This window comes from Cytobacillus firmus NBRC 15306 (assembly GCF_001591465.1).
GTDB classification, from domain to species: domain Bacteria; phylum Bacillota; class Bacilli; order Bacillales; family Cytobacillaceae; genus Cytobacillus; species Cytobacillus firmus.
On the sequence record NZ_BCUY01000040.1, the window covers coordinates 1 to 23,568 of the forward strand.

The 23,568-nt window shown below is 41.2% G+C and carries 21 protein-coding genes and 3 pseudogenes; 6 read left to right on the forward strand and 18 right to left on the reverse strand.

The features are described from left to right. Window positions 1-177: 177 nt before the first annotated feature. A complete protein-coding gene (locus BFI01S_RS12415; RefSeq protein WP_061792903.1) occupies window positions 178-780 on the forward strand; it encodes a DedA family protein in 603 nt (200 codons plus the stop codon). Between the two features lie 35 nt (window positions 781-815). Here BFI01S_RS12415 and BFI01S_RS12420 read toward each other — a convergent pair. The 3 genes and pseudogenes from BFI01S_RS12420 to BFI01S_RS12430 form a co-directional block, all read right to left on the reverse strand. Beyond that, window positions 816-1,364, reverse strand: a pseudogene (locus tag BFI01S_RS12420) (lipid II flippase family protein); the annotation flags it as partial. 220 nt (window positions 1,365-1,584) lie between these two features. Then, window positions 1,585-2,520 carry an aminoglycoside 6-adenylyltransferase gene (locus BFI01S_RS12425; protein WP_320414856.1) on the reverse strand — a complete coding sequence of 312 codons (936 nt, stop codon included), beginning with the start codon at window positions 2,518-2,520 and terminating at the stop codon, window positions 1,585-1,587. Next, window positions 2,501-3,034 (reverse strand): hypothetical protein, encoded by a 534-nt coding sequence (locus tag BFI01S_RS12430; protein ID WP_061792904.1) that lies wholly within the window; start codon window positions 3,032-3,034, stop codon window positions 2,501-2,503. Before BFI01S_RS12430 ends, BFI01S_RS12425 begins: the two co-directional genes overlap by 20 nt. Window positions 3,035-3,187: 153 nt before the next feature. Between BFI01S_RS12430 and BFI01S_RS12435 the strand changes: the two genes are divergently transcribed. Next, window positions 3,188-3,739: a DUF3231 family protein gene (locus tag BFI01S_RS12435; RefSeq protein WP_061792905.1), complete on the forward strand. Its 552-nt coding sequence runs from the start codon at window positions 3,188-3,190 to the stop codon at window positions 3,737-3,739. A 333-nt stretch (window positions 3,740-4,072) separates the two neighbouring features. On the opposite strand, the gene BFI01S_RS12440 is transcribed toward BFI01S_RS12435, so the two are convergent. The 6 genes and pseudogenes from BFI01S_RS12440 to BFI01S_RS24005 form a co-directional block, all read right to left on the reverse strand. Beyond that, window positions 4,073-4,573: an RNA polymerase sigma factor gene (locus BFI01S_RS12440; RefSeq protein WP_061792906.1), complete on the reverse strand. Its 501-nt coding sequence runs from the start codon at window positions 4,571-4,573 to the stop codon at window positions 4,073-4,075. A gap of 15 nt (window positions 4,574-4,588) precedes the next feature. Continuing rightward, window positions 4,589-6,808: a HAMP domain-containing sensor histidine kinase gene (locus BFI01S_RS12445; RefSeq protein WP_235831175.1), complete on the reverse strand. Its 2,220-nt coding sequence runs from the start codon at window positions 6,806-6,808 to the stop codon at window positions 4,589-4,591. Then, window positions 6,786-7,482, reverse strand: a pseudogene (locus BFI01S_RS12450) (response regulator transcription factor). Before BFI01S_RS12450 ends, BFI01S_RS12445 begins: the two are co-directional and overlap by 23 nt. 417 nt (window positions 7,483-7,899) lie before the next feature. Further along, window positions 7,900-9,027, reverse strand: coding sequence for a DNA polymerase III subunit beta (gene dnaN, locus BFI01S_RS12455; protein WP_061792907.1), 1,128 nt, complete (start codon window positions 9,025-9,027; stop codon window positions 7,900-7,902). Between the two features lie 69 nt (window positions 9,028-9,096). After that, the gene (locus tag BFI01S_RS12460; protein WP_061792908.1) at window positions 9,097-9,549 is read right to left on the reverse strand and encodes an NUDIX hydrolase; all 453 of its coding nucleotides are present in this window, start codon (window positions 9,547-9,549) and stop codon (window positions 9,097-9,099) included. Window positions 9,550-9,642: 93 nt separating this feature from the next. After that, window positions 9,643-9,876 (reverse strand): annotated as a pseudogene (locus tag BFI01S_RS24005) (pentapeptide repeat-containing protein); the annotation flags it as partial. Between the two features lie 128 nt (window positions 9,877-10,004). Between BFI01S_RS24005 and BFI01S_RS12470 the strand changes: the two are divergent. Then, window positions 10,005-10,346, forward strand: a complete 342-nt coding sequence (locus BFI01S_RS12470; protein WP_061792910.1) for a hypothetical protein — start codon at window positions 10,005-10,007, stop codon at window positions 10,344-10,346. 37 nt (window positions 10,347-10,383) lie between these two features. Here BFI01S_RS12470 and BFI01S_RS24365 read toward each other — a convergent pair whose 3' ends face one another. Then, a complete protein-coding gene (locus tag BFI01S_RS24365; protein WP_268875328.1) occupies window positions 10,384-10,509 on the reverse strand; it encodes a hypothetical protein in 126 nt (41 codons plus the stop codon). 205 nt (window positions 10,510-10,714) lie between these two features. Here BFI01S_RS24365 and BFI01S_RS12475 point away from each other — a divergent pair, with 205 nt between their 5' ends. Next, window positions 10,715-11,644 (forward strand): ABC transporter ATP-binding protein, encoded by a 930-nt coding sequence (locus BFI01S_RS12475; RefSeq protein ID WP_061792911.1) that lies wholly within the window; start codon window positions 10,715-10,717, stop codon window positions 11,642-11,644. Window position 11,645: 1 nt separating this feature from the next. Next, window positions 11,646-12,767 (forward strand): ABC transporter permease, encoded by a 1,122-nt coding sequence (locus BFI01S_RS12480; RefSeq protein WP_235831176.1) that lies wholly within the window; start codon window positions 11,646-11,648, stop codon window positions 12,765-12,767. Between the two features lie 55 nt (window positions 12,768-12,822). Here BFI01S_RS12480 and BFI01S_RS12485 read toward each other — a convergent pair whose 3' ends face one another. Beyond that, window positions 12,823-13,833, reverse strand: coding sequence for a DUF3231 family protein (locus BFI01S_RS12485; protein WP_061792912.1), 1,011 nt, complete (start codon window positions 13,831-13,833; stop codon window positions 12,823-12,825). Between the two features lie 140 nt (window positions 13,834-13,973). Beyond that, entirely contained in the window at window positions 13,974-15,140 is a 1,167-nt protein-coding gene (locus BFI01S_RS12490) for a TraB/GumN family protein (RefSeq protein ID WP_061792913.1), read from the reverse strand. Between the two features lie 171 nt (window positions 15,141-15,311). On the opposite strand from BFI01S_RS12490, the gene BFI01S_RS12495 reads away from it, so the two are divergent. Then, the gene (locus tag BFI01S_RS12495) at window positions 15,312-15,938 is read left to right on the forward strand and encodes a metal-dependent hydrolase (RefSeq protein ID WP_061792914.1); all 627 of its coding nucleotides are present in this window, start codon (window positions 15,312-15,314) and stop codon (window positions 15,936-15,938) included. Window positions 15,939-15,967: 29 nt separating this feature from the next. On the opposite strand, the gene BFI01S_RS12500 is transcribed toward BFI01S_RS12495, so the two are convergent. The 6 genes from BFI01S_RS12500 to BFI01S_RS12525 form a co-directional block, all read right to left on the reverse strand. After that, the gene (locus BFI01S_RS12500) at window positions 15,968-16,411 is read right to left on the reverse strand and encodes a GyrI-like domain-containing protein (protein ID WP_061792915.1); all 444 of its coding nucleotides are present in this window, start codon (window positions 16,409-16,411) and stop codon (window positions 15,968-15,970) included. Window positions 16,412-16,795: 384 nt separating this feature from the next. Then, on the reverse strand, window positions 16,796-20,008 hold the full coding sequence (locus BFI01S_RS12505; RefSeq protein WP_061792916.1) for a DEAD/DEAH box helicase: 3,213 nt from the start codon (window positions 20,006-20,008) through the stop codon (window positions 16,796-16,798). A 110-nt stretch (window positions 20,009-20,118) separates the two neighbouring features. Continuing rightward, a complete protein-coding gene (locus BFI01S_RS12510; protein ID WP_061792917.1) occupies window positions 20,119-20,583 on the reverse strand; it encodes a hypothetical protein in 465 nt (154 codons plus the stop codon). 139 nt (window positions 20,584-20,722) lie between these two features. Continuing rightward, entirely contained in the window at window positions 20,723-21,343 is a 621-nt protein-coding gene (locus tag BFI01S_RS12515; protein ID WP_061792918.1) for a LysE family translocator, read from the reverse strand. A gap of 105 nt (window positions 21,344-21,448) precedes the next feature. After that, the gene (gene trhO, locus BFI01S_RS12520) at window positions 21,449-22,399 is read right to left on the reverse strand and encodes an oxygen-dependent tRNA uridine(34) hydroxylase TrhO (protein WP_061792919.1); all 951 of its coding nucleotides are present in this window, start codon (window positions 22,397-22,399) and stop codon (window positions 21,449-21,451) included. A gap of 134 nt (window positions 22,400-22,533) precedes the next feature. Further along, the gene (locus BFI01S_RS12525; protein ID WP_411814602.1) at window positions 22,534-23,562 is read right to left on the reverse strand and encodes a DUF2332 domain-containing protein; all 1,029 of its coding nucleotides are present in this window, start codon (window positions 23,560-23,562) and stop codon (window positions 22,534-22,536) included. Between the last annotated feature and the right edge of the window lie 6 nt (window positions 23,563-23,568).

The window sequence follows — 23,568 nt, forward strand, 5'->3', positions numbered from 1 at the left end:
TCGGGCCTTTACGGGCAGTTTGACCCCGTTTATCCTCCTTTGGTTCTTCTGAGTCTTGAAGCGGGGTCTTACTGACCGTTAGACAGCGATAAATACTTGATTGTTTTCCTATTACCCGTTAGACTGACTTATGTACTTGAAGAATTACCTTTTTATAAATTAACAGGATGTGTGCCTATGTCAGAAATTGTTATCAGCTTAATTGAATTTTTAAAACAGTTCTCTTATTTTGGAATATTGCTTTCACTTTGCTTTGAATTTGTTCCGGCAGAAGTGGTTCTTCCTTTGGCCGGCTTTTGGGTCTTTCAGGGTGACTTTAATTATTATCTGGTTGTATTAGCAGGCACTGTGGGAGGAACGATCGGGCCGCTGACTTTATATGCGCTGGGCCGATATGGCGGCCGTCCCATGGTTTTAAAATACGGAAAATACTTCTTAGTTTCACAAAAACAGATTGATGCATCGGACAAGTTCTTTGAAAAATACGGTTCAGGGGTCGCTTTCTTTGCCCGCTTTCTGCCGGTTGTCCGTACAGCGATATCGATTCCATGCGGAATGGCCAAAATGAATGTGTGGAAGTTCTCGATCTATACGTTCCTGGCAATGCTCCCGATTACCGCATTCTATGTTTATCTGGGGTTTAAACTTGGCCCTCATTATAAGGAAGCAGAGGAGATATTCAATAGCTATGCCCTTCCTCTAGTCCTGATTATCCTTGCGGGACTCATTATTTTCTTTACTTACAAATTCATCAGCAAGCGCAAAAGCGAAAGTATCTAAATAGAAAACGGCACTGGATGAGCAGTGCCGTTTTTCTATACAAAAAACTTTGAAGCCCACGCAATATAATAGGCCCCGGGTATAAACATGATCTGTGCAAGGACGGTGCCGGCCAATCTGGAGGTAACCATCATAATCGAAATCCCTTTTAGGTTCGTATATTTGGCTTTTCCATGCACCACATTATCTGACATGACAGAAATTTTCGGGTCGACAAAAATAGATAGAAGGATCGTTGCCACACCGTTTATGAGACCAGATGCCATCATAGCTGTTGTTGAGCTATCATGAGTAAGAAGCGAAGCATATAGAGCAGACAGCACTCCAATTGTATATATGGCGGTTACAAACATGTTGAATAAAAATAGCCGTTTCGGTATTTCACTGAGTTTAAGCCCATCTAAATAGGACATTCTCGGAAACTTAAAATGTTTGATTGCTGTCTTTGCCGATTTCCAGCTAAACCCGACTTTTAGCAGCGAAGGCACAGAACCTTCTGCATCGGCGAGACGGATAATGGCTCTTGAGAAAATCGCTATGAATGTCGGCAGCAGCAAAATCCCAACGATGGTCCCTATTGTGGATGTCCCCGCTTCATTTCAAGTTATCATATCCTCCATTAATTGCTTGATTTTGAACTCCATCAGTCTGGACGGGCCGATATCCTCACTTCGGCTCTTCTATCTCCCAGATAAAACTTTGGAATAAATCTCAGCTGCTTTTTCCGGATCCTGGAAGTTTAATTCGAACCCAACTACTTTTGCCATTCTAATCTCCTGCTTTCATCTATTTAATATGTATTTTTCAAATAACCATTCCGAGGACCTGATCCACCAAATCACTATTTTCCTCAAGCCCAACCTTATGACACAGACATGCATGTACTCTTCTGAATTCAGGGAAAATGCATGTCATTACCTTCATAATTTCAGAGGGTTCCGGGCTGCTGAACCATTCTTCCAGAAGAATCAGCTGCGAGGCTTCAAGTTTGCTCCTTGTTCCTTGCAACCTAGCCCAGTCTCCAAATGTATTTGGCTGCACCCCTGCTTCCATATGCCATGCAGTTATCATGGATAACCGGAGATTGTCCAGACAGCGAAGAGCATAATATACCTCACCCCGTCTCACTCGTCTGTATATTTCATGAACATATGCAAAAAATTTATTTCTCCAGCTTTCTATATCTTCAATACCAGGCTGGTAAGTTAAATCCCTTGATCTTTCGGATAATTCAAGCATTAATCCATCGGTATCATGAACAATTTTAATATTTTGAAGCCATACAGTTGGCCAAAGCTGTTTAGTAGAATAATAAAATGCATCAACTTTTAAGAAATTAGTGTAGTGTGCAACAGTATGCGCTGCCCGTAGATTATCTTCGAAAAATAAAACATCTCCCCATTTTTTTGCCCTTTCTCTTTTATTATGCCTATACTCCTCAAATGCCCCATCTTTTACGACAATCCTCACATCGATGTCTGAAAATAAATCCGTATTGTTTTCTCCAACCGAGCCGCCATAAAAAACAGACAATACATTTTGATCATGTATCAAATCCTTTTCAATTGACTGCATTATATTTTCTCTATGTCGCGGAAGTTCAGAATCTCTTTCTTTATATTTAGCATAAAACCCCATACACACCTGGCCAACCCCCTTTTTCATTATTTCTTCTAAACTGCTGATTCCACCAATACTATATCGTGTATGTTCCATCTGCTCACAATAATTTCCTGCCATCTGCTTTTAAATTCCCCAGCCTTTTAAATTCCTTGCTCAAACAAGCCTGTTTAAATCGTTTAGTCTGTTTAAGACTGTTAATGTCAGAACGATTGTCATAAGATAGCTGAATATGAAAATAGTTGATATATTCCAGAATGGCAAAGACATAGATAAAGCCGGCAATCACAAACCCCAGTGGAACTGCCGGATGCCATATAATGAATGCACCTGGAATCACTGTGATCATGCCCAGATTCCATTTCTTAGAAACCCATAGCCGCTGTACAAGCCTGATTGGGGCAACTAAGGTATTCTCTCTTTTTAATCGCTTCCATTTTGCAAACCAATAAATGGAGCCCTGAAGCAATATGACCTCCAGCAGCAGAAATGATGACCAGAAAGAAAACAGTGAATATAAATGGAGATCCGGATAGGTAAAGTTCACCAGGTAACTGATGAATACAAACATGATAAGACTCATTGATTCTCCGGTAAAAAGATATGAAAGTCTCTTCAGCACTCTATTTCTCAATCAAAATTCCCCTTTTCCGAGTAAGAACTGTTCTTAATGTATTACGAATATTCTCAAAAATAGTTTCAAAAAATAATAAGTCCCTTCCTTAAAATCGAATGAAATTGAAAATATAGGTAAAACTAAAAAAAATACATATTATGGGGTGAAATAATGCGTAACCCATTCGAGGCCATTAAGGAAACCATTAAGAATTTTGCTGATAACGAACCCAAACCGCCGCTGCATGTCGGGGAGGTTATGGATTTATGGACTCTGTATACAGCATTCCATGAAGCCCATTCCCTTTACTTTATTGCCTTAAATATGACCACAGATCCTGAGCTGTTGCATACCATCCGCTCTACCATTGAAGGAAGCAGGGCAGACACAAAAATGATTGAAGATTTTCTGCTTAAAGAAGGGGTGCCGCTACCTTTAACTAATGCAGAAAAACCACTTTCCAACCCGGATTCTGTTCCTGAAGGTGTAAAGTTAACGGATGATGAAATAGCTAATTTAATATCTGTAAAAATCGCAGCAAGCATCACCTTTTGTGCACAAGCTATGATTAAAACCGTCAGAACAGATGTGGGGTTAATGTTATTTTCCTTACAGGTGCATTTAATGGAAATAGCATCCCCCCTTAAGAATTTAATGAAAGAAAGAGGCTGGCTGAGAATCCCGCCAAGCTATATGCCGCCTGGCACTCCTGAAAGAAATTAATACCCGCTGAAAGACTGCTGCCTCTGATCACCGGAGCAGGAGTCTTTTGTTTATTTCTGCCGATACACGGACTGGCACAAAATATTGTCTTCCGCGTATTCCTATAATGGTGATGAATATGAAAATACTAAGAACGATCAGAAGTATGATAAAACACGAGGCCCGGAAATTCTTCGATAACAGAATGGAAAGGAATAAAAAAAGGCTGCGAGCTTCCGGCAATAGCAGGAAGCTCTAATTTGACCTAATGTTTTTTAATTACTTTCAAAAATATTTTCTCAAAACAAAAAAAGAGAGCAGACCAGTAAAGTTACTAGGTCAACTCTCTTTCAATTAAGCTCCTAATCCCGTCAAAGCTCTCATCTGCTTTCTTGCCCTGAAAATCCTGGTTTTCACAGTGGAAGGCTTTAAATTTAGAACGGTGGCAATTTCCTGCTCTTTTAATCCTCCATCAACCTTGAGCAAAAGAACTTCCTGGTAGTTCAATGCAAGCTGCCTGATGGCTGACTTGATTTCCTTAAGCGCAAAACCCGATTCCACTTCCTGTTCGACATCTTGCCTTGTAATGAGGCAGAAGCTTTCAAGCATGTCCTGCTCCATCGGCACTGCAGCTTTCCGCTTTTCTCGTCGAATAATATCCAGTGCGGTTCTTCTGGCAATGACAGACAGCCATGCCCCTGCTTTTTCTTCATCTATAATTGTTTCCGCCTTCTTCATAGCTTTAATAAACGTTTCCTGAACGATATCTTCTGCAAGATACGCGTCTCTTGTCATCGAAAAACATATATGATAAAGCCGTTTGTAATGGCAGGAATACAGCTCTGCGATATCCATAATTCCCCTCTTCCCTTACTCCTCTAATTTCAGTGAAATGCTCACCTTGAACAAATCACCATCTGTATCTATTTCGAGATTCCCTTCATGAAGGTCAATGATTGACTTGGCAATGGCGAGCCCCAGGCCAGAACCATCTGTATGCCTTGATTTATCTCCGCGCTTAAAACGCTCATACAATTCTTCACTCTGGTCATCCAGCTCGTATTTTGAAACATTTTTAAACGTAATGACTGCCTGGCCTTTGACTTTCGCAAGGGCAATATAGACCCGTGAATGTTCCAATGAATATTTAAGGATATTACCTATTAAATTATCAAACACACGCCAGAGCTTCTGACCATCCACATTGGCAATTGCCGGATGGTCAGGCTTGGTGACGCGGAACTGCAGATTTGATTCCCTAATGGCATTATCATGCTCTGCAAGCGCCTGCTGAAGCAGCTGGACCAGGTCCACTCTTTCCTTTCTAAGCTCAATATTGCCGGTTGCCATCTTTGAGACCTCGAATAAATCATCAATCAAAACTTTCAACCGTTTTGACTTTCGGCCAATAATCTCAAGGTAGGCTGAGCGATCGTCTCCAGAAACATCACCTGACTTCAGCAGCTCCGTGTACGTAATAATGGAGGTTAAAGGTGTCCTTAAGTCGTGGCTGACGTTTGTAATAAGTTCCGTTTTCAGCCTTTCGCTTTTTGCCTGTTCACTAAGGGACGTTTTTACGCCCTGCTTCAACACATTCATATTTCCTGCGAGTGAAGCCAGAACGCCTTTTCCTTTAACCGGCAAGTCCTGTCCCATGTGGCCCGAAGCCAAATCATTTGCGGTCTCGATAATCCGGTTGAAATAGCCAACACGTCTGATTAGTGCCATAACAAGCGGCACACCTGCAAAAGCTATGACCATTACATAAAATAGGGCTAACACCGGGTGGAAGAACATGATAATTGAACCCATCCCCATTCCGAAGATGATTAATAGCACAACAAACAGCTGCGTTCCTGTGCTCCGGTTTAAAAAGGCTTCCTGGAGGCTTGTTTTCAAACCGCCGGCCGCTCTATAAATCATACTTTTTTTCAAGACTGATTTTACGTTTTCCAAATCCTTACATTCACCTGCAATATATTTGAGCTGAACAATTGTCAGGCCGCAAAGAACCGATGCTCCAAGGAGAACAATAATCAATTCCATCACACGTGAAAGGATGTTGTAGCTGTCTATAAGAAAATCGTTTACCAGAAAAAGCGCCAAAATGCTGCCCATTGCTGATAACCCTAAGAATGTGATTCGTAAATCAATAGGCATCTTATTGTATAAAGGCTCCCACCTTTTGATTTCAGCTGACAGTGCCTTTGACTTTCTGCCAGCAATCAATGCAGCGATAACGGCTAAAACAGCTGAACCGCCATAAATTAATAATACAATCTGTTTTTGCTTGAAATGATTATTCTGGTCAATGAACATATTTGAATCAGGAAGGTTTTTAGCAAGGCCAATTTTGCCCCTAAAGGAGCCTGATTGCGATTCGACCAGCGCCTGATCAAGCTCCACATATTCTCCCATAATATAATGAAGGAAATAATTTTTATCCATTGTGTAATCTGTATGATATAGCATTTCTTTTTCCATGACTTCATCCGGAGATTCATTCTTGGATAAAGTTAAATTGGTGTAAACTTCACCAGAAGCAGTGTCCTCGAAATAATAAGTAAATGAATCCTTATAAAAATCGTATTGATCACTCATTTGCTCTTTTTCCTTAAAAAACTGTTCAAGTTTTTCTTCTTTTTCTTTCACTACTTTAGGACGGACGTGCTCATCACTTTCAAAATTCCTGGTGATGTCATCGATTCTTTTGTTCATCTGATCGGTCAGAGCCTTGGCAAATTCATTATTTTCTATATCCTTTGCCTCTTGAATCCTGGGCTCATATTGGTTTCTAATATTATCAATTTGTTCAGGTAGTGTTCCATAACGATAACGATGCTCATTAATTTCCTCTTCCGTCACCTCTATCGCTTCTTTGGCTTTTTCTATGGTTACGTTATTCAGTTCAAACAATTCAAGATAGCCGGCATATTGATCCATTTCACTTCTGAACTCTCCAGTGTGAAAGTAATCCGGGTTTGCATATTCCCTGCCATTAATCAGAACTGACAAAACGCCGCTTGCTCCGAATGCAAATAAAACCATAATCATCGCAATGATGAACCTATTTTTCCATCTTGTATCCAATTCCCCATACCACCTTTAAATATCTCGGATTCTTCGGATCGATTTCAATCTTTTCACGGATTTTCCGAATATGTACCGCCACCGTATTTTCCGCGTTATAGCATGGTTCGTTCCATACCCGTTCGTAAATTTCATCTATGGAAAAAACGCGTCCCGCATTCGTCATTAAAAGTTCAACAATCTTGTATTCGATCGGAGTCATTTTCACGGGCTCTCCATTAACACTCACTGCTTTTGCTTCCTTATCCAGCATGAGACCGTTCAGATCAATGACCTTTTTAACTCCTTCAAACGTTCCGAATGTCACATATCTTCTCAGCTGCGATTTCACGCGGGCAACCAGTTCCATCGGATTAAAGGGCTTGGTCACATAATCATCCGCTCCCACCTGCAGACCGAGGATTTTATCGGTATCCTCTGTCTTGGCACTCAGTATGATAATCGGAATGTTTTTCTTCTCGCGAATTTTATATGTAGCCGAAATACCATCCAGCCTTGGCATCAATCATGACATCTAAAATGATCAGATGCACTTGCTGCTCATTCAAAAGCTCCAGAGCTTCGATTCCATCTTTTGCTTTTAAAACGGTGATGCCTTCATTTTTGAGATAAATTTCAATGGCGTCCCTGATCTCTTTTTCGTCATCTACGACAAGTACATTATACTTATCCATAATCCCCCTGCTTTCAAGGTGCTCGTTTTTATATTTTTATACTAAACGTAAAATCTTAACATTAATGTAATAGAAATCTTAAGAATTTCTTAAGATTGGATTTGTGTTTTCTAAATTTTGCCCGTTGATTTCCTCTCCAGGCACTTGCTTTCCGCGGGGAGGAATGCGAGCCTCCTCGGCTCCGCCTGCGGGGTCTCACACTTCCCTCACTTCCCGCAGGAGTCAAGCGCCCTCCGCTCCAATCAACTCAGAGGTCAAATGTAGTTAGCTGCCTTTACGAGGATTGCATTAATCTTATCTCTTCTATTTTATATAGGGTGTAAATGGAAATATAGACTTGTATTTGCAGGACGCAAAAAAGCACCCTCACCAGCTGGTTTTGCTGATGGAGGGTGCATTGAGTATAAAGTTCAACTTTTAATAGGAGCGGACAGGCGAAACCAGCTGAATATAAGACTCGCTGCTGATAGGCTTGATTATGACCGGTCTCATTGAGCCGCTGAAGCTTAAAAGAACATGCTCTTCCTGTATGGCTTTTAGGGCATCCATTAAAAAGTTCCCATCAAGTGAAATGGATAGTTCCCTCTCGCCAGTCAATTCTATTAGAGGCTGGGTTTCTTCAATTTTTCCGATCGCAGAAGAAACAGAGGATATTTTCAATGCGTCTTCTTTTATCTCCAAAAGGACATTATTGTTTTTCCACTCATGCGCAAAAAGGCAGGCGCGGTCAATTCCCTTTAATAGTTTCTTTGCATCCAGTTTTATTACTGTTTTCGCATCATTAGGGATGAGTCCGGTTACATCGGGATACTTGCCTTCAATAAGCCGTGAACAGAGCATGATGGATTTTGTTTTGAAAACTAAATAGCTCTCTGATGAAAAGATTTGTATTTCACTTTCTTCCTGATGAGTTAATAGCTTTAAAAGTTCCTTCAAGCTGGAGCCCGGAACAATGAAAGAGCCGTTAGATGGGGAAAGGGTCCTTGTCTCCAGGAATGCTAATCGATGTGAGTCGGTTGCGGCACATGAAAAGCTACTTCCGCTAAAATTCATATGTACACCCGTAAGAGCCGGCCTGGTATCATTCTTTGAAACAGCAAACACGGTTTGCTTTATCATTTCTATTAATTTTGCAGAAGAAAATTCAATTCCTTGAGAATCTTCAAAATCGGGAAGTGCTGGATATTCTTCAGCAGGAAATCCATTTAAGGAAGTGAGGATTTCGTCTGACAGTACTGTCATGCTATTCTTTTCATCCACATTAATATGTATGTCACCCGGCAGCTTTTTAATGAGCTCTGTCAGGTATCTGGATGTTACTACAACACTTCCAGTCTCTTCAATTTCAAGTCCAGCTTCTTCATCAGATGCAGGAATGACCTTTTCAATCACAATATCAGAGCTGCTTCCAGTGAGTGTTAAATGGTCCTCACATGCAGTCAGCTTTATCCCGGTCAAAATAGGAAAAGGAGTCTTAGCTGAAATTGCACTGCTTACTTCTCCAATTGCTTTATTAAAATATTCATTCTTAATTTTAAGCTCCATTCATACCCCGCCTATTTTTTTCGATAGGGTATATTTTCGACAAAATTCCTAAAAATCCCTTTCGCTTTATCAGCTTAATTTTATAAACAATTCGAGGGGATAAAGCCTATCAGCTTTTACGGCATCAAGAATTTGCCTGATGACTTTGGCATTACGGAGTTCCCCGTCTCTAAAGCGATTAAGGTTTGAGAGATTCACCCACTTGCTATCGGCAATTTCTTCTTCCTGAAGGCTCAAAAACCCCCCTGTTATTTGAGCAATAAAATGAAATAAGATGACCTGATGGTCCGTACTGCTGATAAAGTTATAGATTCCAGTTGTATGAGTCAGCTTTACATCCAGGCCTGTTTCTTCTTTAACTTCCCTGCATGCAGCCTCAAGGATATCTTCCCCTTTTTCAACACGGCCGGACGGGAAATTCCATTTATTCTTTACTGTGGCTTTATTTTCTTTTATCATCAGCACTTTGCCGTCTTGCACAATCGTTGTACTGATAACAAGCACGATTTCGTTCTGTATCATACGGCATCTCTTCTTTCATTTTAATTCACCCAATACTGTGGTCTCTGTAATCCCTTTGGCAGCTTCGTATACATATCCCCTTTTGCTGAATTAAACTTTCTGGCCTGCACCAAAGCATTCAAATGAGGTGCATCCCCTGAAGCCTGTATGTATTTGACAGCGAAAATCAGCCTGCAGATTGGGACATGGTTTACCTGCTTCCTTATCAAAAGCAAAGTCAGCAGATTTTGCCTATGGGAGGGCCACACAGCAAAGCCCAAAACAATTCTCACAATCGGGAATTAAATAATCCGTTCGATTATACAAAACTATGCACTTCCTTTTCATTCATATTACAGTGAAAATTTTTAACAATATTTTGCATATGTTACTATTCTTGACTTTCCTCGCGGGAATGTTTATTCTTTCTGCAAATGGAAATTATTCTTAATATCTCATTATCAAGGAGTGACTTCATGTCCAGAAATAAATATAAAGAAAAGGCAATGAGTGCCGTAAACAAGCTAAAATCCAATCTTAAAGGGAAGCTTTATGAAATGGCAGACATTCCTTCCGTTTCTGTTAAACAGCTGTCAGATTTCATCCAGCAGCATCCCGACACGCAAATAACAAAGAAAGAGCTCCTTGGAAACACCTACACTTTCTACCGTTTAAATGCGAATAATGACTTTCTGTATATGGAGACAATTAATGAACGTATCCTTCAATTGGATGGATCCTCACATGGAAAAAGATTTGTCTCTTATCGATCCTACCGGGATTCCCATAATTTGAATACTCCAATGAGGTTAACATAACGGCCTGCATTCAAGTGAGCTTCACACAATGGGAAGCTCACTTATTCCTATTTGCTGCTGGTTGGTTTATAAGATATTTTGACAGTTTAATAGTCTCTTTAATCCGTTCAAGCTTTCCTTCATAAAGTCTTTCTTCTTCACCTTTGCGAGTTCTACACATCATCTGCACTTCCCCCCTGCTTATTATCGAAAAAGCCTCATTATCAAACAACATTCACTTTTTTGGTTTGTCCCATATTATGGTACCAATCGATATTGTTAATTTTACTAAAAAAGTGAATTTTTTCAATAATAGCAACGTATTAAATAAAAGGTTAGGAATTTTGCAGGATATTGAATTAAACTTGTCATGAAAGCGGGGAAAATGAATGACTGTTTTAGAGGTAAGGAATCTGCAGAAATCCTTTGGCTCCATCAAGGCTGTCCAGGATATCAGTTTCTCGGTTCATGCCGGTGAAGTTTTCACCATAATAGGACCTAACGGAGCAGGTAAAACGACGACACTGGAAATGATTGAAGGCCTTGTTTCACCTGACAATGGCGTAATTCATTTTGGTGAACTCGATTGGAATAAGCATGCAGTTTCGATAAAAAAGAAAATTGGGGTACAGCCTCAGTCAAGTGCCATGTTTGATTTGCTGACACCAGAAGAAAACCTTAACCTTTTTGCTTCCTTTTACGACCATGCCCGGCCAACGGAAGAGATTCTTGAGATTGTTAACCTGACTGAGCACCGCAAAAATCACGTTAAAAAACTTTCAGGCGGCCAGAGGCAAAGGCTCGCCATTGGGCTGGCGCTGATTAGTGACCCGGAAATCATTTTTCTGGATGAACCGACTACCGGACTCGATCCCCAGGCCAGAAGAAATATATGGGATATTATTCTCCATCTTAAGGAATTAGGCAAAACGACCATTTTAACGACACATTACATGGAAGAAGCGGAAAAGCTAAGTGACCGGGTATGCATTGTGGACCAGGGGAACGTGATTACGCTCGACTCCCCTTCCGCACTCATTGAGAAGCTGACGGATGAGCGGGAAATAAGACTGAGCTTCCTTGATGGAGAAAAAGCCGCTGAGGACGCTGACGGGTTTTCTAAGGAGCTGGCATCCGTTTCCAAAACGGAACGTGAAGGGGCTGCTCTGAAAATTTGGGCATCAAAGCCGGAAGAAACCCTTTTGGACTTATTTAAATTTACAAAAGACAAATCATACGGAGTGGAACAGGTCTCCATACGGGAAATGAGCCTGGAAGATGTGTTTATTGCATTTACCGGCAAAGAATGGAGGGATTAATATGAATACACTTCATCAATTTAAAATGATGTTTTTGGCGCAGCTGAAATTAACTCTTCGTGAAAAACAGGCATGGTTCTGGGGCATCTTTTTCCCTGTTATTTTAATGGTCATCTTTATGGTCATTTTCAGCGGTAATTCAGATGAAGAGTTTAAAACAGAGGTTGCTATAGTGGAGCCAAGTCCGAATCCAGCTTCTGAGATGATGCTATCTCAGATCAGTGAGCTTCCTGTTATTGAGGTTAAGTCAGGAAAACCGGTTACGCGGAAAAAAGCGGAGGAATGGGTAAAAGATCAGGAAGTGGACGCCGCCATTATCCTGCCGGAGTCAGCGGAAGCATCCTCCGTGCTTCTTGTTGTCAATAAAGAAAATGAACAGGGTGCAGCAGCCCAGGCCGTTTCCGGCATTCTGGATAAGTTTGTCCAGCAGGCTAATTTATTGGCTGCAGGTGCTTCTCCAAAATATGATCTGCAATATGAATCGATTACATCAGGCACCAATGAATTGGATTATACCGATTTCCTTTTAACTGGCATGATTGCTTTATCCATTGCCCAGGGCGGCATGTTTGGCATGGTGGATCTGGTGGAAATGCGCAGAAAGGGATTAATCAAAAGACTTCGCATGACACCGGCCAATATGGGGATATTCGGTTTAAGTGATATGGTTATGAGACTTTTGTTCAGTATTGTGCAGATCATCCTGCTGTCTTTAATAGGAGTACTCGTGTTTGGGGCCAATCTTTATATAAACACTTTTACACTGATTATCGTATTTTTGATCGGCGCATTATCCTTTAATGCTCTTGGCTACTTCTTCTCCTCCTTCAGCAAAACGACTGAGGCTTATATGGGGGTTGCCAATATCTGCAGCTTTCTCATGATGTTTTTAAGCGGCGTGTTCTTCCCTATTGAAACGATGCCTGAATGGATTCAGCCGATTTCGGCTGTTCTGCCGCTCACCTATTTCGCTGATGGTTTAAGAGAAAGCATGGTGTATGAAACCGGCATAGCTACGGCGTCTCTTTGGGCAGGAATTGCCGTGATGGTGATTTGGGGTGCGGTTACCTTCCTATTGGGGTCGGTGCTCTATAAAAGAAAGACCATTGCTGCAGACAGATAAAAAAGCCCGGCTGCCTGGAACAGGTGGCTGGACCTCAATTTAGTACTACTTATCCTCACTTTTTCTTTGACAGATCTTCATGGTCAGTAGCGATAGGCGGCTTTTCAAACCAGCCGTGGTCTATCATAATATTCATCCCGTCTTCTGCCAGAATTCCAACTTCGGCAATCATTTTTGCATATAGTGCTGCAATATCCCTGCGCTGCGTCATGGACATCGCTTCCCCATAAAAGCCTATAGAGGCTGATAGAAGAGTTGAGATATGATACATCATAAGTTTATCGGAAAAGGGAGGAATCGTTGAATCCGTTACTTCTGCCTCAAATGTACTGGGAATATTCAAATTCGACTGTTTTAATAGACCAGATAAAGTTTCAAGATGCTTGCGGCAAATCACCCTGCTTCTTTCCATATATTTTTGAACTTCCCTGGATTGGGCAACCTGTCCAAATCCGAGCTCTAAAACAATCTTCATCATCATTTTCTGCATATTCACGTAAACCCCGCTAATTTCAATCGAATTTATTGGCCTCCTCTTTCCGAACCATCCCGTTAAGTAACTCTGTTTATTTATAAAATCAATTTCCTGCTGTTTGTTTAATATCGGTGGTTTAACAATTACTCCTTTATCAATCAACACATCTGAAGAGCGATCAAATAATTCCAGCGATTCATCTATCACCTGCTTCATATACTTCCTGATATCCTGCCTTGTGGCATTGCCAATAGCACCTGCATATCGGGTGCCCCCATGTATAGACATTATATGTATATACACCCCCATATAAACATCGGTAAATAGTAACGGGGCATCAACATGAACATCTTTTTCCGTAAAGCCAACAGGAATTGGCTGATTCTCTCTCGATAAAAACCCTTTAATTTTAGTGATGTGGCTTTCAGATAATTTAAGGGCATATTCAAGTACTTTGCGGATCTCTTTGTCCTTCACATGATTTAAGAAATACCGAAGGATACAAACAGAAAGACTATCATTTACATATTGCGACCAAAGGGTTGCGTGTTCAGCTGCAGTAAGCTTATCTTGTTTATTTCCGCCAGGCATATCTTTCCCTCCTGCATTTTGTCTGATATATGGTTCCCCGCCATTCGCAAATTTATTAAAAAGATTTCCGGCATCATATTAAGTGCGGTAAAAATATCAAAAAAGGTGAAACCATCTTGGTTTCACCTCAAATTCGTCAATTATAAATTTTCAAAAAACACTCTGATTACATCTGCTCCCCCAATAAAGGTTCCGAGTGAGCTGCCCAAATTGGATAGGACAACAATCAATAAAATACGGCTCACTTTGTTTCTCCAAAATCCCTTAACACTGAATACATCTTCTGTTAAGGTCTCAAAATCTCTTACGTTGGGGCGTCTCATATATGCTTGTGTCAGTCCGGCAAACCAGCCTGCTGCAAGAAGGGGATTCAGAGACGTAATGGGTGCTGCAACAAAGGCAGTCAGAATCGTCAGCGGATGCCCCATTGCAATAGCAGCTCCCAGTGCTGACAAGGACCCATTCCATATAATCCAGCTGATCGTCTGCGCAAGACCCGCAGAAGGATTTGCGAAGAAGGTATAGGCGATGATGGCTAAAATGAACACCGGAATACTCCAGCCAATGATCTTTGGAACACTGGATTTTGGAGGACGCTCAGTCAATTTGGCCATGTCCTGTTCTTTTTTGATTTCCTCTTTGATCCCAGGTACATGGGCCGCCCCCAGCACCGCAACAATTTTTTCTCCTGGCGCATCTTTAATTTTCTGCGCGAGGTATTGATCCCGCTCGTCAATGAGTGGTTTTTTTAGTCGTGGAAAACTATCGGTAAATTCATTTAGAATCGCATTTATTGTATCCTGATTCTTCATTTTTTCAAGTTCTTCTTCAGTTATAGTATCTTTACTGAAAATACTTGCTATTACCTGACTGAGAAGCAGTGATTTACCTTTTAATCCAAGGTTGCCCCAAATCCTTGCAAAGGTGATCTGGATATTGCGGTCAGCCAGAACGAGATTTGCCCCTGTTTCCTTGGCTGACTCAATCCCCTGGATCATTTCCTGGCCTGCCTTAATGCCAAATTGGTCTGCCATACGGTTTTGAAAGGATGAAATCGCCAGATTCATTAAAAGCAGTGATGCTTTCTTTTCCTTAATCACCTGGATAATATCCATTTCCTTCCACTTGCTGCCTTCTGTAATCGACTGATATCTCTGTTCATCCAATTCCACACAAACAGAGTCAGGCTGTTCAGCCTCAATGACTTCCTTCACCTGTTCTGCACTATGCTTTGACACGTGTGCTGTTCCGATCAGTATGTATTCCTTGCCGTCTAAATGAATCCTCGTTATGTTTTCCTCTGACATAAATACCTTCCTTAGATACAAATTCAATTATGTATGCTTTAGCTTTGTCCACATTATACCATGAACTGCCGGGAGATTTTAATCTATTAACCGCCAAATAGAACAAATGTTTTGGTATAATAAAAGAATGCATGAAAAAAATGCAAATATCACATAAAGGTGGAAATAATTTTGAATGGTACCGCCCATGCAGCAATTGGAGCAGCAGCAGGATACGTGGTTGCGAACACTGTTCACGCCAGTCCCTCCACAACCCTTTTATTAGTCGGTCTCGGGAGTGTTTCAGGATTAGTACCTGATCTCGATATTGATGGGAAGCTTCGTGACCGGCTTACACTATCACATGAAGTCGTTCAGACGGTTGCCCAAATCATTGGAATTTTAATGATTATTTATAGTTTTTATGAGGGCTCCCCTAAAGAGAAATGGCTTGGAATGGCTATAGGAATCAGTATGACCGCCATTTCTGCAAAAATCAGGCAAAAACATATGCTGACCATTACGGGAATTGGTGTCCTGGCAGGTGGCGTCATTCTGCAGGAACTTTGGCTCATATTATTTGGGATTTATATATTGATAGCTTCCTTTGTTTCCCACCGCAGTTATACTCATTCCCTGCTGGGCATTATTTTTTTCGCATTCATTTCTTCAAGACTTGAAATATCTCTTGGCATAGAAGGAGTCTATTATACCTGCCTTGCCGGTTACATAAGCCATTTGATTGCCGATTTAAAAATCCTGCCCTTTAATAAGAAAGGGGTAAAGCTCTTTCTTCCCCTTTCATCGAAAGAGATTTAAGACAGCAGCCGCTCAAATTTCTGAGCGGTTTAATCTTTGATTGGAATAAAAACTTCTACCTCTTCCTCCTCATTTGGAGCCGGATAAAAAACTTCAATAATATAATGATCAAAAGACTGCTGGCGGTTATTCTCACTGAGCCAATTGTTAAGCCGCGTATGCAAATCGCCCATGTCAGCAGTCTTTCCTCTGATCGATGCATAAGTGTGCCTGGCCTCTATATACTCCATCCCATTTGGCAGCATTTCTGCTTTTTCATGAACTAAATACCCGGTAAAAAAGGTTCCCTCTAAGTGGTCTTCCCCTCTCTTAGGTTCATAAAAGGCCGCTTCTAAACCGCTGCTGTTTTGAACAAGATGGCCCTGCTTCAAAAAGGCCTGAGCTGCTTCAGGCACCAGACGGGCATAATCCTTAAATAGACCATTGCTCCTTATAACAACAGCTTTAAATTCTTTTGATGCCACTTTGCACATTTGAACTCCCCCCAAACTATTATTCATAATGAAATTCTCCAAGAGATGGAAAAATCCTCCTTTAATCTTTTGCGTAAGAAAAGACGCGCCTTGTGGGACGCGTCATTTTGAATAAGAACCGTCTTATTCTGCAATAGTCAAACAAGCTGCTTCAATCCCCATGATAGACAACATTTTCAGACTCAAAATCGGGGTTTTTCTATTTTTGTGTCTGAACCAAGGACAACTTCAGACTCAGCATCCTTGCTTTTCCATTTTTGTGTCAGAACCTGGCTCAACTTCGGACTCAGCATCCTTGCTTTTCCATTTTTGTGTCCGAACCTGGAGCAACTTCCGACTCAGCGACCACGCTTTTCCATTTTTGTGTCCGAACCCAGCACCTTTTTAAATCATCAAGATTTCCCGTATATCCTCATCCGTCAGGCTGCCGGCTGCACTTTCATTCGAATCGATGATTTCTTCAATCAGGTTTTTCTTTTTATCCTGGAGTTCATTCATCTTTTCTTCGATGGTGCCTCTCGACATTAATTTTATTACCTGGACGGTATTTTTCTGCCCTATGCGATGAGCCCGGTCGGCTGCCTGTTCTTCAACGGCGGGGTTCCACCACAAATCATATAAGATGACTGTATCTGCACCAGCCAAATTTAGACCCGTACCGCCTGCCTTCAATGAAATCAGGAAAAAATCGCGCTCCCCCTCATTAAATCGGCGGCAGATTTCCACTCTTTCCGCAGAAGGCGTCTGTCCATCCAGGTAGTAAAACGGCAGACCCAGAAGGGCAAGTTCTCGGCCAATAAGGTCAAGCATTTTAGTGAACTGCGAAAAAATAAGCACTCTTCTGCCAGACAATCTGGATTCTTCGATAATTCTCTTGAGCTGTTCAAACTTTGCTGAACTCCCTTTATATCCATCCACAAATAAAGCAGGGTGGCAGCAAATCTGACGGAGCCGTGTCAAACCAGCAAGGATTCTTATGCGGTTTTTTCTGAGTGTATCTTTATTTAAATGCTTCAAGGTATCTTCTCTCAGTTTTGCCAGATAAGCCGCATAGAGCTTCTTCTGATCCGGCAGCAATTCAGCAGTATCAATAAGCTCCACCTTTTCAGGCAGCTCCGAAAGAACATCTTCCTTCACCCTTCTCAGCATGAAGGGCCGAACCCTTCTGGCAATCGTCTTCCTTGTTAAATTTCCGTAATCCTTTAAGCCGCCAAACAATTCAGGGAAGACGACATAAAAAATAGACCACAGTTCTTCCGCAGAATTTTCAACGGGTGTGCCTGTTAAAGCAAAGCGATAGTTGGCTCGGATTTTCTTCACTGCTCTCGCTGTTTGGGTGACCGGATTTTTAAATACCTGTGCTTCGTCGAAAAATACCGTGTGAAATTGCTGCATCCCATACCATTTAATATCTTTAAGTACCAGCGGATAGGAAGTAATAACCACATCCACGCCGGATAAATCCTTCTGAAGCTCAGCCCGTTCATTTTGATTTCCGTCAATGACAATTGCCTGGATGTCCGGTGTGAACTTCGTCAGTTCGCTTAACCAGTTGTACGTTAAGGATGAAGGGCACACAATAAGGGCAGGGCAGGTATTTTCCCTAATATCCTTAAGGTCAGAGTGAATAAAAGCAATGCTTTGCAGTGTCTTCCCAAGTCCCATATCATCGGCCAAAATGCCGCCAAATCCATAATGGGCCATTGTCTTTAACCATTTAAATCCATTTTTCTGGTATTCCCTTAAAATAGAATCAAGGTTTTCCGGGACAGAAATCTTAAGGCATGATGGATCCTCAAGCTCCGCCAAAAACTTCCTAAAGGATTCCTCATGACGGAACATTTCCTGCTCACCAGCTGCGTCCAGCATTCTAAGACCAGATACAATCGGCATATTCAAACCGCTCTCCAGATCCTCTGCCTGCTCGGGCACAGCTTTCAGAAAATGCTGGATTTCCTCAAATTCCCTTGTTTCCAATGAAAGAAGCGCGCCATTTTTTAGGCGATAGAATTTTCGTTTTTCCTCAAGTGCACCTAATATATCCCGTATCTCCTGGTCAGCTATGCCGGTCAATTCAAACTTGAACTCCAGCCAATTGGTCCGCTCTTTTTTCATTTTTATCCGTATCTGCGGTTTGGCATTCTCTCTGAATATCCGGTTTCTGACAGACATAGTCGCATATATTTGCACCAATTTTTGCAGTTTAGGGACAACATGATAAAGGAATTCATATTCCAGTTCTTCATTCTGCAGAAAATAGCCTCCATCCGTCTTGGCAAAAGAGCTTTCCTCCATAAGCTGAAGGATCTCATCCTCTAGTGCCACATCTCTAATAATTCGCGTTCCGCCCTTCGGCTCTCTGCTCTCCAGCGGATTGATCACGATATTTTCGTAATGAAATTCAATTCCTGCCAGAAGCCGGTTCCGCAGACGGTCCAGGTACAGCTTGGCAGTCAAAGGAGTTTTCATAAATCTGTGTGACATGTCTTCAGAGATATGGACATCCCCCAGTTTTCTCAATCCAGGAACCACTTTTTCCAGAAACATCTCCATTTGTTCAGCAGCTATCGGAATTTCATTTTTTCCGGCAGTCTCCAGCATTTGTGTTAAATCATACAGGCGCTTACAGTCATCTTTCTGGAGCAGGATGAATTTGCCGCCGGTTAGAACAGCACTGTATGAATCCAAGATCAGCAACCGATCCAGTCCTTTAACATGTAAAAAACAATTATCTTTTGTTTCGGCCAGTTCAAATCGCAATGGCAGCCGATCCTCTGAAAAAGCCATTCGATCAAATGTTTTTCCTGTTATTTCAAGCTTTACTTTTTCTGCGAGCGCCAAAACAGGCTTCAGCCGTTCCCAAGATGATGGAGGGATTAAGAGCATATGCTTGCTCGCTGTATAATCGAAATCATCCATTAAAGCATTGATATAAATGGATTCATCGTGTATTACCTGTATCATCTGCTGAAGGATGGCATCCGCTTCAGGCGGGAAACAATGCAGGGCGGGATCATAGGAAAAAGATAGTGATAATAGGCTTGGTTTCCCCTCTTTTACCGAGTGGAGAAATTGCCGGATATCCAGTACAGCAATTGGGCCGATGGAACATTTAATGGCTAACAAATAATGACCTTTCCCTAAATGAACAGGCACACAAATAAACTCAGGCTTTAGTACTTGCCTGTTTTCAAAATGAAGCTGGTGCCCGCTTGACCTTCCCGGCTGTTCACTGAAAAGTGTCATGAGGCTATCAGTTAAGGCGTTTTCCGGAGAAGCTTCAAGGCTTCCTGCGGAAAGCTGTGGCGATCTATTTTGCTGCATATCATAAATTTCCAGCAGCACAGCCGCGGCATGCTGGCATTCTTTATCAAATGATGCAAGCTTGGGACAGCTGCATGTTGTTTTGAAGCCATTACCTGGAGTCTTCTCTACTTCAACATAAAAAGCTTCACCAGCAGATACTGTTGCCTCACAAATATCACCATTGTATTTATTTATCGTTACTTTATTATTCCTGAAAAAGGCGTCCCCTCTTTTGAAGGAGACAGTTCCACACAATTCTTTTATCATTTTGTGAGTCAATTTAATATCCACAAATGTTCTCCTTCCGGGAAAATCTATACCAAAATTGTATCATAGTCATCTGCCTGAATTCATTTTTGCAACACAAAAAGGGGGAGCATGTCCCCCTTTTGAATCATCAATTATTTAAGTTCCTCTTCCAGCATGATAATCCATTTATAATATATCACCATTAATAGAAGGAGAAATGGGTCAAGTATTGCCGTATGCCACAATCTCCACCAGCCATAGTGAAAATACCCCCAGGGATCAGGCAATAAGGCGATGATTTCATACAGCAAAATGGCCACCACCCAAAAAAAGAAATAAGAAAATCGTTTAATAAGATCTCCTTTGAATGGATACCAATTCAGAAACATCATATTTACCGGAGGAACCAGCACAATGTGCGCCATCAAACCTGACCAATTCGGCTCTCTGTCAAAGTACCAATATCCCCAATATTTAAACTCAACAATAACATCAAATATCAGCTGAGCAGATATTGTGAATGTCCATATATGTAAAATTTGATTTTTACTCAAACGCTTGTTTGTTTTAAAAGCAATTAAATTAAAAAGAATGGTGGCTACCAGGAGTCCAATCATAGCAAAATCCTTTTTATTTGTTAATGTCTCTTAGATGACTTTTATTATTCATGCTTTGGTAACATTAAAAGAGTATATTTCCGCCTTTTAACCATAAAAAAACTGCTTCAACCTATCTAGAGGTTGTGCAGTCCATTTCTTAAGGCTGTTTCTCAAGTGCCAATTTAATGCCAAAGCCCATTAAAACCACACCAGAAACTCCATGAATTGCATTATTAACAGCAGGTTTTTTCAGCCAGGCCCTGAAGATGTCAATCAGGTATACATAGAAAAAGAACCAAATGATAGTTATTAGACTATAAATTAAGCCCATGGCAAGAAATTGCGCAAAGTGATTCCCATCAGGACTTAAAAATTGAGGAAAAAACGTTAGAAAAAACACAGCTACTTTTGGGTTGGATACACAAGTGAAAAACCCTTGTAAAAAATGCGATTTGTTTTTCTTATGCTTTCTCTCCTTATCAGCCAGTACCTGTTTATTCGATAAAGACTTTAACGAAACGATGCCCAAATAAATAAGATATATCGCACCTGCATACTTAATAAAAGAAAAAATGTAAGCAGACTTTACAATTAATGCCGATAAACCCAATACAACAGCCATTGTGTGGACCAGCAGCCCGGCGACAGATCCGAACATCGTTTGAATGCCGCTTTTTTTCCCGCTTGAAATCGTGTTTTGAATCAGGATTCCAGTATCAGGTCCCGGCAAAATGACGAGCAGAAACGACATAAACAGAAATAACAGTAAATTTTCCATATCCCACCCACCTCATAAAAACTATTAAGAATATTATATCAGCTTAGATGAAGTTTCCTATAAAAAAAGAGCAGTTTCCATAAAGGAAAATCTGCTCTAACCACCTTATGCTTTAACTTTCTCTAATCTTTCTTCCACTTCTGCCTCTGAAAGGCCGTGCTCAGCAATATAACGGTTCCGAGGATGCGTGCGGCATTCATCAGAACAGCTGCGCATATATTTATGCTCGTTTTCTTCAGAGCAAAGGATTTTTTTATTGCATGCAGGATTTGCACAGTTGACGTAACGCTCACAAGGTTCGCCAGTAAAGTAGTCCTTTCCTACGATTACATGCTCCTTCTGGTTAACCGGAACGCCAATGCGATCATCGAAAACATAAAGCTGGCCATCCCAGAGCTGACCCTGTACCTCAGGGTCTTTTCCATATGTGACAATTCCTCCGTGAAGCTGGGCTACATCTTCAAAGCCTTCTTTTACAAGCCAGCCTGAGAACTTTTCACAGCGGATGCCGCCTGTGCAATACGTAATGATTTTTTTATCGCCAAGCAATTCTTTATTTTCACGGACCCAGTTTGGCAGGTCGCGGAAATTTTCAATATCCGGCCTGATCGCCCCTCTGAAGTGTCCAAGATCATACTCATAATCATTTCGTGCATCCAGCACAATCGTGTCTTCATCCTGAAGTCTTTCGAAGAACTCTTTTGGCTCGAGGTATTTGCCTGTGAGCTCGTTGGGGTTCACATCGTCTTCAAGGCGAAGCGTTACAAGCTCGGAACGTGCACGAACCTTCATTTTAGGGAATGCATGTCCATCTGCTTCATCTATTTTGAAAACCATCTCCGCAAAGCGCGGATCCTGCTTCATCGCTTCCATATAGCGGTCGGTCTGTTCCACTGGTCCGGATACAGTTCCATTAATTCCTTCATTCGCAACAAGAATACGCCCTTTAAGGCCCAGCTCATTGCAGAATGCTTTATGCTCCCTTGCGAACTCTTCAGGGTCCTCAATCGGAACATACATGTAGTAAAGTAATACTCTGTACGGTTTTTGACTCATTTGTATTTCCACCTATCACTTAATATTTGCAAGATATATCTGTTAATAGGTTAAAACAATATATACTTACCTAGATAAGTATAACAGATGATGTCAAGTTTCAAAATTTTCGGAGAGCGAAAGATTAATGGAGTCTAATTCAATTCCCATGTAAACCACTTTCCATGCCCTTCTGTTTGGCCGACTGGTTTCTTGAATTCTTTAGAACCCAGATAATAATCAAGATGAAGATTCCGGTCCTGGATATTATTATAAATATGAAAGATATCCCTCATGCGTCCGCTTGCTTTTATTTTTGCAAGCAGATCTTTTTTTACTTCTGCTGGCATTTGATTGGCCACATGTGTGTGGAATACACAGATTGAATGTTCTTCAGGTATATCTTTTATCAGCCCCGGCAAAAGCTCAACACCATCTCCTTCTATCAGGCAGATTGGATTTTCTTTCACACTTTGGGCAGCTTTTTCGAACAGGGTTCTTCTCTCCTCATGTTCAGGCCAGATAAGTGAATTCAGCCACAGAAAATCTTCCCGATTTTTCAGGTCATTTATATACAGATCAACCCCCATTCTTGAAGCAACCGGCGGCATTTCTTCAGGAAAAATCGGGACATGGCCTCCCTTGATTTCAGAGGTTAAATGAACGTTCGCGTTTCGATTCCCGTATGTTTCTCCTGTTCCATATGAGTAGCTGTACTTGTCCCAAAGAAGCTGCAGACCGGCGCTTGTCCCTATCTCAATCATGGCCAGCGGCTTTTCAATTTTCTGGAAAATATAAGCAAATACCGGAAATAAGTAAGCACATCGCCTTACTTCATTCGTCTGAACTATTTTTGATTTGACTATCTCTTTAATTTCTTGTGAATTCAGCCTGCAGAAATCTTTAAAACTCTCAAATGACTCCTGCGGATTTCCTGGATTTTCCACTAAGCTTGGATAAAATTCCTTAAGCTCATGTTCTTTCCCTTTTAGCAGCAGATAATGAATGGCCCCAAAAAACAAATTCGGCACAGGCTGGCCGTCTTTCGCCTCAGATGCCAAACCCAGCAATTCCTCATCCTCCGCAATTTTATTAGATAAAAATTCATACAGATTACTGGAACCGCGGCATTCATATTGTCCAAAAGTCTTGAATCTCGATGATAAATTCGGTTTTACCATTATCCAACG

Bases quoted from the DNA above. Each gene is read 5' to 3' on its own strand.
- BFI01S_RS12435 (WP_061792905.1), top strand. From the start codon at position 3,188: ATGCGTAACCCATTCGAGGCCATTAAGGAAACCATTAAGAATTTTGCT.
- BFI01S_RS12480 (WP_235831176.1), top strand. From the start codon at position 11,646: ATGAATACACTTCATCAATTTAAAATGATGTTTTTGGCGCAGCTGAAA.
- BFI01S_RS12475 (WP_061792911.1), top strand. From the start codon at position 10,715: ATGACTGTTTTAGAGGTAAGGAATCTGCAGAAATCCTTTGGCTCCATC.
- BFI01S_RS12490 (WP_061792913.1), bottom strand. From the start codon at position 15,140: ATGTCAGAGGAAAACATAACGAGGATTCATTTAGACGGCAAGGAATAC.
- BFI01S_RS12470 (WP_061792910.1), top strand. From the start codon at position 10,005: ATGTCCAGAAATAAATATAAAGAAAAGGCAATGAGTGCCGTAAACAAG.
- BFI01S_RS12440 (WP_061792906.1), bottom strand. From the start codon at position 4,573: ATGGATATCGCAGAGCTGTATTCCTGCCATTACAAACGGCTTTATCAT.
- BFI01S_RS12425 (WP_320414856.1), bottom strand. From the start codon at position 2,520: ATGGCAGGAAATTATTGTGAGCAGATGGAACATACACGATATAGTATT.
- BFI01S_RS12485 (WP_061792912.1), bottom strand. From the start codon at position 13,833: ATGCCTGGCGGAAATAAACAAGATAAGCTTACTGCAGCTGAACACGCA.
- BFI01S_RS12515 (WP_061792918.1), bottom strand. From the start codon at position 21,343: ATGGAAAATTTACTGTTATTTCTGTTTATGTCGTTTCTGCTCGTCATT.
- dnaN (WP_061792907.1), bottom strand. From the start codon at position 9,027: ATGGAGCTTAAAATTAAGAATGAATATTTTAATAAAGCAATTGGAGAA.
- BFI01S_RS24365 (WP_268875328.1), bottom strand. From the start codon at position 10,509: ATGATGTGTAGAACTCGCAAAGGTGAAGAAGAAAGACTTTATGAAGGA.
- BFI01S_RS12500 (WP_061792915.1), bottom strand. From the start codon at position 16,411: ATGTGCAAAGTGGCATCAAAAGAATTTAAAGCTGTTGTTATAAGGAGC.
- BFI01S_RS12415 (WP_061792903.1), top strand. From the start codon at position 178: ATGTCAGAAATTGTTATCAGCTTAATTGAATTTTTAAAACAGTTCTCT.
- BFI01S_RS12510 (WP_061792917.1), bottom strand. From the start codon at position 20,583: ATGATTGGACTCCTGGTAGCCACCATTCTTTTTAATTTAATTGCTTTT.
- trhO (WP_061792919.1), bottom strand. From the start codon at position 22,399: ATGAGTCAAAAACCGTACAGAGTATTACTTTACTACATGTATGTTCCG.
- BFI01S_RS12460 (WP_061792908.1), bottom strand. From the start codon at position 9,549: ATGATACAGAACGAAATCGTGCTTGTTATCAGTACAACGATTGTGCAA.